The 11,750-nt window shown below is 67.7% G+C and carries 8 protein-coding genes; 3 read left to right on the plus strand and 5 right to left on the minus strand.

The window, feature by feature from the left end:
* Positions 1–106 precede the first annotated feature (106 nt).
* Entirely contained in the window at positions 107–766 is a 660-nt protein-coding gene (locus VLI63_RS02315) for a peroxiredoxin-like family protein (protein ID WP_409155304.1), read from the plus strand.
* Here VLI63_RS02315 and VLI63_RS02320 read toward each other — a convergent pair.
* From VLI63_RS02320 to VLI63_RS02335, 4 genes are read right to left on the minus strand one after another with little or no spacing between them, the layout of a single operon-like run.
* Positions 763–1,527: a tyrosine-protein phosphatase gene (locus tag VLI63_RS02320; protein ID WP_409155305.1), complete on the minus strand. Its 765-nt coding sequence runs from the start codon at positions 1,525–1,527 to the stop codon at positions 763–765. The two genes, VLI63_RS02315 and VLI63_RS02320, sit on opposite strands and share 4 nt — an antisense overlap.
* A gap of 32 nt (positions 1,528–1,559) precedes the next feature.
* A complete protein-coding gene (locus VLI63_RS02325) occupies positions 1,560–4,091 on the minus strand; it encodes a DEAD/DEAH box helicase (RefSeq protein ID WP_409155306.1) in 2,532 nt (843 codons plus the stop codon).
* On the minus strand, positions 4,084–5,013 hold the full coding sequence (locus VLI63_RS02330; protein ID WP_409155307.1) for a nucleoside hydrolase: 930 nt from the start codon (positions 5,011–5,013) through the stop codon (positions 4,084–4,086). Before VLI63_RS02330 ends, VLI63_RS02325 begins: the two co-directional genes overlap by 8 nt.
* Positions 5,014–5,069: 56 nt before the next feature.
* Positions 5,070–6,983: a hypothetical protein gene (locus tag VLI63_RS02335; protein ID WP_409155308.1), complete on the minus strand. Its 1,914-nt coding sequence runs from the start codon at positions 6,981–6,983 to the stop codon at positions 5,070–5,072.
* A gap of 143 nt (positions 6,984–7,126) precedes the next feature.
* Here VLI63_RS02335 and VLI63_RS02340 point away from each other — a divergent pair, with 143 nt between their 5' ends.
* The gene (locus tag VLI63_RS02340; protein WP_409155309.1) at positions 7,127–8,596 is read left to right on the plus strand and encodes an SDR family NAD(P)-dependent oxidoreductase; all 1,470 of its coding nucleotides are present in this window, start codon (positions 7,127–7,129) and stop codon (positions 8,594–8,596) included.
* Positions 8,597–8,827: 231 nt separating this feature from the next.
* On the opposite strand, the gene VLI63_RS02345 is transcribed toward VLI63_RS02340, so the two are convergent.
* The gene (locus tag VLI63_RS02345) at positions 8,828–10,255 is read right to left on the minus strand and encodes a helix-turn-helix domain-containing protein (protein WP_409155310.1); all 1,428 of its coding nucleotides are present in this window, start codon (positions 10,253–10,255) and stop codon (positions 8,828–8,830) included.
* Between the two features lie 167 nt (positions 10,256–10,422).
* Here VLI63_RS02345 and aceA point away from each other — a divergent pair, with 167 nt between their 5' ends.
* Entirely contained in the window at positions 10,423–11,712 is a 1,290-nt protein-coding gene (gene aceA, locus VLI63_RS02350) for an isocitrate lyase (protein WP_409155312.1), read from the plus strand.
* Positions 11,713–11,750 lie beyond the last annotated feature (38 nt).

Here is an 11,750-nt window from a genome sequence, read left to right on the forward strand (position 1 = left end):
ACTTGGAGAACAACTGGTTGCATCTGGTTCGGTGTGCCCGCACAAAGGGTTTGCTCTCACGGGAGAACGTAAGCTCGGGGCATCCCGATCAGTGAAAGCAGGAACCATGGCTCCGGCGACCATCAGCCAGGAAGCGGATGAATTCACTGTCGGCTTCGACCGACGAATCGGCGATCGACTGGCCGCGGTCTTCGCGACCGAACGGGCCGGCTCGCGCTCCGAGGGAGTGCCGGTCGTCTCGGTTACTCTCGGCGCGAACCTTCCCAACGCGCCCCTGCTCGACCGGGACGGATTGCGGGCCTGGCTCTATGACGCCCTCGGATCCGATTCCGCGGTCATCGTGTTCTACCGCGGCGCCTGGTGCCCGTACTGCACCCTCTCTCTTGCCCATTACCAGAGGGAGTTGCTTCCCCGGCTGCTCGAGCGTGGCATCGGCCTTGTCGCCATCAGCCCCCAGAAGCCGAGCTCTTCGCAGCTCTCGATCGCTCAGGGCGCTCTCGATTTCACCGTGCTCTCGGACCCCTCGAACTTCCTCGCGACGGCCCTCGGCATCCTCACCGAACCGAGTCCGCAGGTGCGCTTGGCCCAGACCGAACTCGGATTCGACGTCGCCGACAGCAATGCGGATGCCACCGCCGGCATCCCCTTCCCCACCGTCATCGTCGTCGATGCCGGACGCATCGTGCGGTTCGCCGACGTGCAGGTGGACTATACCCGACGCACCGAGGTGTCGGTGATTCTCGCGGCGGTCGACGCTCTGGACTAGACCAGACGCGCTTGGAGCGAGTCGATCTCGCCGGAGGTGAGGCCGCTGGCTCGGAGATACGACTCGACGTCGAGAGACTCGAGCCACGCGAGAAGAGCGGATCGGCGGCTCGCGATGCGCTCCTCCATCACGGCTGCGGAATGGGCCTTCTCTTCGGTGAGGCCCGGCTCTACCCCGAGCCCGGCATTGAAGCGAATAGCCGCGTCGACATAGTCGTCCGTGATGGCCTCCGGTGTCACACCCACCACGCTCAGCAGCATCGCCATCACCATCCCGGTGCGGTCTCGTCCCGCGGCACAGTGCACGAGGACGGCGCCCTCCGCGTCGGCGATCGCTCGGAACACCTCGGCGAACTTCCGCGGGTAGAGCCGGATGTTGTCGGCATAGGAGAGGGGGTGGTCGAGCAAGGCACCACAGAGCTCAAGGAATTGCGGGTCGCTCGGATCCTCAGTCGGACAGGAGACGAACCGGATACCCTCCGTCACCGCCGCAGCACGGACCGGCGCAGCACCGGCCGCTGCTGCGGCCGCCCCATCCCCCTCGCTCGTGCTCTCCCCCGGATTGCGCAGATCGACCACGGTGGTCACCCCGGCGGCCCGAGCCGCGCGCCAGCCCTCTGGCGTCAAGTAGTCCGGGCGAGCCGAGCGGAATACCCGCCCCGATCGGGTGACTCCGCCGCCCTGGAGGGGAAGTCCGCCCGCATCCGCGAGGTTGAAGGATCCCGGCCAGTACGGTTGGCCGGCTGCGGGGATAGTGGTCATGGGTGTCGATCCTCACTAGCCCGAATGGGGGCTCAGAGCATTCCGACCGCGGTCACCCGCACCACGGCGACGCCGGCGGTATTGGACTCCGCGAGGTCGACAGTGGCCGAGATACCCCAGTCATGGTCTCCGGCCGGATCGTCGAAGATCTGGCGCACCGTCCAGCCTGTCGACTCCTGCTCCACCATGAGCATGGCGGAGCTGCGGGCGTCCCCGCCGGTTCCGAGGTGGTCGTGGGCGTCGAAGTAGGCGTCCATGGCGTCCCCCCACGCGTCGGCATCGAAGCCGGCCGCGGCATCCAGCTCCCCCAGCTGGTCGTAGTCCTCGAGGGCCGCGAGCTGCACCCGGCGGAACAGCTCGTTGCGCACCAGGATGCGGAAGGCACGGATGTTCGTGGTCACGCCCTTCGGGGCGGGCGGCAGCACCGGGGCGGAGGCATCGATGGCGGCCGCCGGGTTGATGAGCTGCTCCCACTCGTCGAGCAGGCTCGAGTCGACCTGGCGCACCAGCTCGCCGAGCCACTCGATAAGGTCGAGAAGCTCTTCGGTCTTCGCATCGGGAGGAATGGTCTGCCGTGCCGCCTTGTAGGCGTCAGAGAGGTAGCGAAGCACGAGCCCCTCGGAGCGGTTGAGCTTGTAGAAGCCGATGTAATCGTTGAAGGTCATCGCGCGTTCGTAGAGGTCCCGCACCACCGACTTGGGGCTGAACTCGAAGTCGCCGACCCAGGGCTGCGATGCGCGGTAGGTCTGGAACGCTGCGTCCAGAAGCTCCTCGAGCGGTTTGGGCCAGGTGACCTGCTCGAGCAGCTCCATGCGCTGGTCGTATTCGATGCCTTCGCTCTTCATCGCCGCGACGGCCTCGCCGCGGGCCATGAACTGTTGCGCGGAGAGCACCGGGTGCGGGTCGTCGAGGGTCGCCTCGAGCACCGAGATCAGGTCGAGGGCGTAGGTGGGTGACGTCTGCACCGCCCCCTCGGCGGGCTGCAGCAGGTCGAACACCGCGAGAGCGAACGGCGACAGCGGCTGGTTGAGCGCGAAGTTCTGCTGCAGGTCGACGGTGAGGCTGATGTCCCCCGACGCGCTCTGCTGCACGATCTCGGCCGTGCGCAGCGTGCGGTAGATGGCGAGGGCCTGCCGGGCAAGCTCGCGCTGGCGCGGCCGCGGTTCGTGGTTGTTCTCGATCAGCTCGCGCAGTTCGTCGAACGGCTGCCCGCCGCGGCCGATCACGTTGAGCACCATCGCGTGGTTCACCTGCATGCTCGAGGTGAGGGTCTCCGGTTGGGCGGCGACGAGCCGGGCGAAACTGGGCTCCCCCCAGGAGACGAACCCGTCCGGCGCGCGCTTGCGCACGATCTTCTTGATCTTCTTCGGATCGTCCCCCGCCTTCGCGAGGAGTCTGGCGTTCTCGGTCTCATGGTCCGGGGCCTGCACGATCACGGTGCCGGCGGTGTCGAAGCCGGCACGGCCGGCACGACCGGCGATCTGGTGGAACTCCCGCGCGCTCAACTGGCGCATCTTCGTGCCATCGAACTTGGTGAGCGCGGTGAGCAGCACGGTGCGGATCGGCACGTTGATGCCCACCCCGAGGGTGTCCGTGCCGCAGATCACCTTGAGCAGGCCCTGCTGCGCGAGCTGCTCCACGAGCCGGCGGTATTTCGGCAGCATCCCGGCGTGATGCACCCCGATCCCCGAGCGGATCAGGCGGCTGAGGGTTCGCCCGAAGTTGGTGGTGAAACGGAAGTCGCCGATCGCATCCGCGATCTCGTCCCGCTGCTCACGGGTGGCGATCTTGACGCTGGTGAGTGCCTGCGCCCTCTCGAGGGCGGCGAGCTGCGAGAAGTGCACGATATAGACCGGTGCCTGGCCGGTGGCGAGCAGATCCTCGACGGTCTCGTGAACTGGCGTGGTGGCGTAGGAGAAGTGCAGGGGCACCGGGCGGTCGACACCGGTGACCACTGCGGTCTCGCGGCTGTTGCGCTTCGACAGGTCTGACGCCAGCCACTCGACATCCCCCAGCGTCGCGGACATCAGGATGAACTGCACCCCCGGCAGGGTGAGGAGCGGCACCTGCCAGGCCCAGCCGCGTTCCGGATCGGAGTAGAAGTGGAACTCGTCCATCACGACCTGGTCGACCGGGGCATCCGTGCCCTGCCGCAGGGCGAGATTCGCCAGGATCTCGGCGGTGCAGCAGATGATCGGAGCCTCGGCGTTGACGCTCGAATCCCCCGTGACCATCCCCACGTTCTCCGCTCCGAAGATATCGACGAGGGCGAAGAACTTCTCTGACACCAGGGCCTTGATGGGGGCGGTGTAGAACGTGCGCTGCCCCTGCGCAAGGGCCGCGAAGTGTGCTCCGATCGCGACGAGGGACTTGCCGGTGCCGGTGGGGGTGCTGAGGATCAGGTTGGCGCCGGAGACGATCTCGATGAGGGCTTCGTCCTGCGCGGGGTAGAGACTCAGGCCGCGCCCGACTGCCCACTCGACGAACTGTTCGTAGACGGCATCCGGATCGTAGGACCCGGCCGCTCGCATCGGTTGCAGCCGGTCGAGGAGGAGGTCAGGCATGCTGCCCGGCGACGATCGCATAGACGTGCTCGACGTAGGACCAGAAGCCCGCGACATCCAGGGTGACCGGCACCATCGCGTTGGGAAACGGCGAATCGAAGTCGACCACCGTCATCCCACTGGTGAACTCGCCACGGGTCTCCACTGTCACCAGCGCCGGTCGGGAGGAGAAGAGGTCCGGACGCACCACGTGGGCGACCGCGCACACGTCGTGCACGGCCTGGCCGTCCCAGTCGCTGTTGTTCGCGTCGACCCAGAAGGTGGCGAGGGGGAGGATGAGTTCGTGGGCCAGAGTGCCGAGCCGGCCGAGTCGTGCGACGACGGCGCTGTTGGCCTGCGCCTGAAGCGTGAGATCGAGGCCGACCATCACCACCTGCCAGTCCGCGTCGAAGACGACCCGGGCGGCTTCCGGATCGGCGTAGATGTTGAATTCGGCAGCGGGGGTGGCGTTTCCGCGGGTGAAGGATCCGCCCATGATCGTGAATGAGGCGACCCAGCGGGCGATCGCCGGCTCCTTCTGGAGCGCGAGCGCGATGTTGGTGAGCGGGCCGGTCGCGACGAGGTGGATGGTGCCAGGAGTCGCACGAATCGTTTCGATGAGAAAGTCCACAGCGTGACGCGGGTCCACCGCCAGGGTGGGCTCAGGCAACACGGCGGCGCCGAGCCCCGACTCTCCGTGCACATGGCTCGCGTCGCGGGTCTCCCCGCTCAGGGGCCGTGCCGCGCCCGCGGCAACCGGCACGGTCTCGAATCGCAGGTACTCGCGCAGGGCGAGGGCATTGCGCGTCGTGCGCGGCAGCCCGACGTTGCCGCCGACTGTGGTGACCCCCACGAGGTCGATGTTCGGATCCCCGTGCGCGAGCAGCAGGGCGAGAGCGTCATCGAGGCCCGGGTCGCAGTCGAGCAGGATCTTCTTGGGCATGGGTCAACCGTGCCACATCCCCGCGCCCCCTGCCGCGAGACGGGCTGTCGGTGCGGTCAGTCCGGTGGTTGCGTGCGAGCTGCGAGAGTTCTCGGAATGCGGCCGAACCACGGCGCCGCGATCACCGCGACCGCCGCGATCAGTGAGCCGACGAGAACGAGCGGATGAACGCGTGCGGCAATGGTCGCTCCCACGGCGAGCGCCAACGCGAGCGGAACGCGCACGATCAGCCCCCACACCCGGAGGCGAGGAACCGCCGGGGTGTCGTAGCGGCTGCTGGCGAGCCGGGTCTCGAACAGCTGCCAGAGGGCGCCATTCGCCCAGAGCAGCAACGCCGCCGCTCCGGCGACGAGGGCGAAATAAGGCACCCAGGTGAGGGTGAACAGCCAACCCCAGATGCCCTCGCCGTCTTTCACCTGCAGCAACCACTTGAGTGCCGTCGTGACGACTGCCACCGGCCCGGTCGTGGTCAGCCTGAAGAGTTCGGAGAGAGTCGGCACGAAGAAGCAGAGGGCGGCGAGCAGCAGCACCAGCAGCCGATTCAGGCCGAGTTCCTTCACGGCCCGCACGTGCAGCCGATTCTGCTCGGCGCTGGCCGCCAGCAGGGGACGCTCACCGTTGTCCGCCGCCGGGTCACGGGTCTCGAGTCCGAGCACGATTCGGGCGAGCGGATCGATCACCTGCACGATGTTGGCGGAATAAGACTGGTGATCGGTGAGGGCGGAGGCGGTGTTGTGCACCGGATGCTCTTCGGGACCCAGTGCGGGCGAGTCGGCGAGAGCCCCCTGCTCCGCCTCCGCTGCCGGCGCATAGCTCGCCGTCCAGCGCGCGCGACGGGCTGCGCCTCCGGTGGAGGTCGGACCGGAGGGGATCACATCCCAGGTCGCGAAGAAGTCAAGCCAGCGCGGGCGGCTGGCAGCCGGCATCCCGCCCCAGGCGCGCACCGGATTGAGGGAGAGGGAGAATCCGTGGGCTGCGAGTTCGGCGGGGCTCAGCCGATGGGAGGTGAAGCTGGGACGGCCGAGCAGCGACAGGGCACTTCCGACCGTGACGAGAGTGTCCACCCGCCGTCCCGGCGCGAGGATCGCATCGCCGAAGAGCAGGTTCGCGGTGATCGCCGCGCCCTCCGAATGAGCGACCACCATGACCCGGCCATCGTCGCCCGCCCGCGCCCGGGCCTCACCCACCGCCGTGGCCACGATCTGCCGCATTGCGGCCGCCCGGGTCGGACGCTGGGTCCAGGCCGGCACATCTCCGACGAAGTCCACCAGGGCATCCACCACCGGTTTGAGTGCCGTGCCGACGAAGGGAAAAATCAGCAGCGGGCCGGACAGGGCGAGAAAGACCACCGCGACGAGCGTGAGCACGCCCACCACGAGGCCGAGTGCGGCGATCGCCATCACGGCGATGACCCGACCGATCCCCCAGAATCCTCGGGAGGTCACCCAGAATGCCGTGCTGAGGTACACCAGCAGTCGGCCGACGGCGCGAAACACGAAGCCGAGGCCCCAGGTGAAGATCTGGGTGCGGGACAGGGGCAGGAAGGCCTCGGACCAGCGCGCCTCCGTGATGTGCAGGGACACCGAACGCGGCGCCGCCTCGAGATCGAGATAGTGGATGCTCGCGGTCACCTCGTCTTTCGCCGTGCCGAGCACGACCGCGCCGAACTCCAGCGCGGTCGGTTCGCCCTGCGAGTCATCATCCTGTTGGGCCGTTCCGATCTCGGCGGGGGCGGTCGGCCGCAATCCTGCCCCCGGGGACTGCCGGGCCGCATCCTCGGCGACGGCCTGCGCGGAGGGGGTCGCACCATTCTCGGCCGGGCTCCCCTTGGCGAGCCAGTCCATCCGCTGCAGGATCGGTTCGGCCCATTCGAGCAGAGTCTGTCCGGCAGTCTGTCGCCCGATCCCGTGCACCACCACGAGTTCGACGAGCGGTTCTGTCGGCGGCCCTGCCACGGTGCGGGACATCACGGGTCCTCCCTCGGGTCGACTGGCGCAGTGCACAGTTCGCCGCCCTGCGGATCACGGGTGACCACACAGTAGTACGTCGGCACCGGTGACGGCCAGACCCGGGCCCGGCCCCGACGGCCGGAGCCCTCCGCTTAGAATCGTGTGTGCCTTCCGACCCCGCCGACAGCAGTGCCCTCGACCCGACCGAGCTCGAAATCACCCTGCGGGTGCTCGCGTCGATGGACACCCTCGACGAAGAACACCCGGACTTCATCGCTGTGCGCCAGGCCACGGCCCGCATGTTCAAGTCGGTGAAGCGCAACCGGCGGCTCGAGAAGCGTGCCGTCATCGCCGACGCCGACCGCGCCGTTGTGGCCAACACCGCCACGGGAGCGCCCGACCGCATCGACGACGAGACCCGCGGCATCCCCCTGTCCATCACGGCGACGGCGGCCACCGCCGGCACCCTTCTCAAGTCCCGGCCGTGTTACATCTGCAAGCAGCACTACACCCAGGTCGACGCGTTCTACCACCAGCTCTGCCCGGACTGCGCCGCCCTCAACCACGCCAAACGCGATGCCCGCACCGACCTCACCGGCAAGACGGCACTACTCACCGGGGGCCGCGCGAAAATCGGCATGTACATCGCCCTTCGGCTGCTGCGGGACGGCGCGCACACGACCATCACGACGCGGTTCCCCCGCGATGCAGTGCGCCGATTCGCCTCTCTCCCGGATGCGAGCGAGTGGCTGCATCGCCTGCGGGTGGTCGGCATCGACCTTCGTGATCCGGCGCAGGTGATCGGACTCACGGACGCGATGATGGAGGCCGGACCCCTCGACATCCTCATCAACAATGCCGCACAGACCGTGAGGCGCTCCCCCGGGTCCTACGCCCCGCTGGCGGATGCCGAGAGCGCGCCGCTGCCCGACGGCCCGCTACCCGAGCTGCTGACCTTCGGCCACACGAACGATGCGCATCCCCAGGCGCTGGCCGCCTCGGTCGGTGCGCACCCGATCCTCGCCAGCGCCGGTGGGCTCAGTGCCGCGGAGCTCACCGAGCTCGCACTGGCAGCGGGCTCATCCTCCCTGGCCCGCCTGGCCGCCGGCACCGCGATCGACGCGGGTGGGCTGGTGCCCGACGAGCACGACCAGAACAGCTGGACACAATTCGTGCACGAGGTGGACCCGCTCGAGATGCTCGAGGTGCAGCTCGCGAATGTGACCGCGCCTTTCCTGCTGGTCTCGCGCCTTCGCCCGGCCATGGCCGCGTCGGCAGCCCGCAGAAAGTACATCGTCAACGTGTCGGCGATGGAGGGGCAGTTCGGTCGGGGGTACAAGGGACCGGGGCATCCGCACACGAACATGGCCAAGGCCTCGCTCAACATGCTCACCCGCACGAGCGGAAAAGAGATGCTCGAGAGCGACGGCATCCTCATGACCAGTGTCGACACCGGCTGGATCACCGACGAGCGCCCGCACTTCACCAAGATCCGACTCGCGGAGGAGGGCTTCCACGCCCCCCTCGACCTCGTCGACGGCGCCGCCCGCGTCTACGACCCGATCGTGCGCGGCGAGGCTGGCGAAGACCTCTACGGTGTCTTCCTCAAGGACTACGCCCCCGCCGCCTGGTAGCGCCCGCGCATCCCGGTGCGGCTTTCATCATTCAGGAACCTCTGTTGCTGGCGGGGAGGATGTCACGCTCCGAGGTCACATCGGACTCACCAGCCCCTCCAGCCCCACCCCTTCCTGAATGATGAGATCGACGCTGAACGCGATCAACGCCGGCAGGGTCCTTCATTACCCGGTCTTCCCGCACGATGAGTCGCCAGCCGGGGAGGATCGGTCGCGTCGATCGAGTCCGGACTACGCCGGCGCGTGACGCTCCAGGAACTCGAACACCTCGGTGCTGTCGACTCCGGGGAAAGCTCCGGTCGGCATCGCCGCGTGCAGCGACGAGTTGAGTCGCGCGCTCGGCCAGGAGTGCTTGTCCCATTTGGCCGCGAGAGTGCTCGGGGGTGTGCGGCAGCACGAGGGCTCTGGGCAGGTCGAGGTGAAGCGATTCTCGGTGTCCCTCCCCCGGAAGAACTTCGCCTGCGTGAATTGGGTTCCGACACTCACCGAGAACTGCCCGCGCGGGGAGGATTGAATGCGCGAGGTGCACCAGTACGTGCCCGCGGGTTTGTCCGTGTACTGGTGGTACGGGCTGAACCGGTCCGCCACATCGAACACACGGCGAGCGCTCCAGAAGCGGCACACGACCTGCCCCTCGACCGCGCCGAGGGCATCCGTCGGCAGCGTGACACTGTCGTTCTCGTAGGCCTTCGACACCGTGCCGCTCTCGTGCACCTTGAGGAAATGCACCGGGATGCCGAGATGCTGCGTCGAGAGATTGGTGAAGCGGTGGGCGGCAGTCTCGTAACTCACCCCGAAGGCATCCCGCAGGTCTTCGACCGAGAGCTCCCGCGCGGCTTTCGCCCGCGTGAGGAACTCGACCGCGCTCTGTTCCGGCACGAGGAGTGCCGCCGCGAGGTAGTTGGTCTGCACCCGCTGGTCGAGGAAGTCGGCGTAGTTGGTGGGCTCCTCGTGCCCGAGCACATGGCTCGCGAGCGCCTGGAGCACCACCGATCGCGGATCGGAGTCCGCACTCGCCCCGAGCGGCACGTAGATGCGGCCGTTGTTGAGGTCGGTGACCGACCGGGTGGATCCCGGAAGGTCTGGCACATAGTGCAGGGTGAAGCCGAGGTGGGTTCCGAGGTCGGCGGCCACCCGCTGTGAGAGCGGGCCACCGGTGTGGCCCACCGCCGCGAGCAGGCCGCGCGCCACATCCTCGAGCTCGGCGAAATAGTTGTTGCGACGCCGCATCGCCTTGCGCAGTTCCGTGTTGGCTCGCCGTGCCTCTTCCGGCGTCGCGGCGCGCTCGCTGTGCACGCGCTCGAGTTCGCGATACAGGCCGAGGATCGCCTCGATCGCCTCGTCGCTCAGGGCTTTTCGCACGGCGAGCTGAGGCAACCCGAGGGAGGCATACAGGGGCCCGCGCTGGATGCGCTCGAGCGCGATCTCGAGTCCCGCCCGGCCGCTCGGCGGCTCGGAGTTCAACAACTGGTCGATCGGCACATCGAGCGCGCGGGCGAACCGTTGCAACTCGCCGAGTTTCAGTTCGCGCTTGCCGTTCTCCACCACCGAGACCTGCGACGCCGCACGCCCAATCGCGACTCCCATGTCGTCGAGCGTCATGTGCCGGGAAGTGCGCAGCTGCCGGATGCGGCGGCCGATCGTCAGTGAATCGAGCATGTCTTCATCCTCGAGCGAGTCGAACGGCCGTTGTCCCATGGGCCAAGGATGACACGCGAGCTTCTTCCGGTAAATAGAAGAATCGCAAAAATTCTGCCATCAAAGTGGGATCAGGCCCGCTAAAACGGCCGCATCGTGGGTTTTACGCAACCAACGAAGGAGCACCGATGACCAGCCGACCGGGTGACCAGAACCAGACCGCCGCAGAGCTCGAGACCCACTGGAAGACCGACGCGCGCTGGAACGGTGTCGAGCGGGACTACACCGCCGAAGACGTGATCGCCCTGCGCGGCAGCGTGCAGGAGGATCACACCCTCGCCCGCCGCGGCTCGGAGCGGCTCTGGGGCCTGCTCGATTCCGAAGAGTGGGTTCCCGCCCTCGGCGCCCTCACCGGCAACCAGGCCGTGCAGCAGGTGCGCGCCGGACTCAAAGCGATCTACCTCAGCGGCTGGCAGGTCGCGGCCGATGCGAACCTCTCCGGCCAGACCTACCCCGACCAGAGCCTCTACCCGGCGAACTCGGTGCCGAGCGTCGTGCGACGCATCAACAACGCGTTGCTGCGCACGGACCAGATCGAGACCTCGGAGGGACGCACCGGCACCGACTGGCTCGCCCCGATCGTCGCGGATGCCGAGGCCGGCTTCGGCGGACCGCTCAACGCCTACGAGTTGATGACCTCCATGATCGCGGCCGGAGCGGCCGGCGTCCACTGGGAAGACCAGCTCGCCAGTGAGAAGAAGTGCGGGCACATGGGAGGCAAGGTGCTGATCCCCACCGGCCAGCACATCCGCACTCTCAACGCAGCGCGTCTCGCCGCCGACGTCGCCGGCGTGCCGACGATCGTCATCGCGCGCACCGACTCGCTCGCGGCGAACCTCGTGACCAGTGATGTGGATGAGCGCGACCGCCCGTTCCTCGACGGCACGCGCACTCCGGAAGGCTTCTACGGCACCCGGCCCGGCATCGAGACCGTGCTGTCTCGAGGCCACGCCTACGCCCCCTACGCCGACCTGCTCTGGGTCGAGTCATCGGAGCCGGACCTGGCCCTCGCGCGAACCTTCGCCGAGAGCATCCACAAGGAGTTCCCCGGCAAGAAACTGGCCTACAACTGCTCGCCGTCGTTCAACTGGAAGAGCCACCTCGACGATGCCCAGATCGCGACATTCCAGCGGGAGCTGGCCGCGATGGGCTATGCATTCCAGTTCATCACGCTGGCCGGCTTCCACGCCCTCAACCATTCGATGTACACGCTCGCCCGCGACTACAGCCAGCGGCACATGAGCGCCTACGTCGAGCTTCAGGAGGCCGAATTCGCCTCGGAGGCCGACGGCTACACCGCCACGAAGCACCAGCGCGAGGTCGGTACCGGTTACTTCGACAAAATCTCGACGGTGCTGAACCCCGACAGCGCGACCCTCGCGCTCGTCGGCTCGACCGAATCCGAACAGTTCCACTAGACCGCAGTGTCACTCACCAGCAGGGAAAGGCCATCATC

Origin of the sequence: Lacisediminihabitans sp. H27-G8, assembly GCF_046156175.1 — a bacterium.
Classification (GTDB): domain Bacteria; phylum Actinomycetota; class Actinomycetes; order Actinomycetales; family Microbacteriaceae; genus Lacisediminihabitans.

Coding starts and splice junctions, on each gene's coding strand:
- VLI63_RS02315 (WP_409155304.1), top strand. CDS start 107: ATGGCTCCGGCGACCATCAGCCAGGAAGCGGATGAATTCACTGTCGGC.
- VLI63_RS02320 (WP_409155305.1), bottom strand. CDS start 1,527: ATGACCACTATCCCCGCAGCCGGCCAACCGTACTGGCCGGGATCCTTC.
- VLI63_RS02325 (WP_409155306.1), bottom strand. CDS start 4,091: ATGCCTGACCTCCTCCTCGACCGGCTGCAACCGATGCGAGCGGCCGGG.
- VLI63_RS02330 (WP_409155307.1), bottom strand. CDS start 5,013: ATGCCCAAGAAGATCCTGCTCGACTGCGACCCGGGCCTCGATGACGCT.
- VLI63_RS02345 (WP_409155310.1), bottom strand. CDS start 10,255: ATGCTCGATTCACTGACGATCGGCCGCCGCATCCGGCAGCTGCGCACT.
- aceA (WP_409155312.1), top strand. CDS start 10,423: ATGACCAGCCGACCGGGTGACCAGAACCAGACCGCCGCAGAGCTCGAG.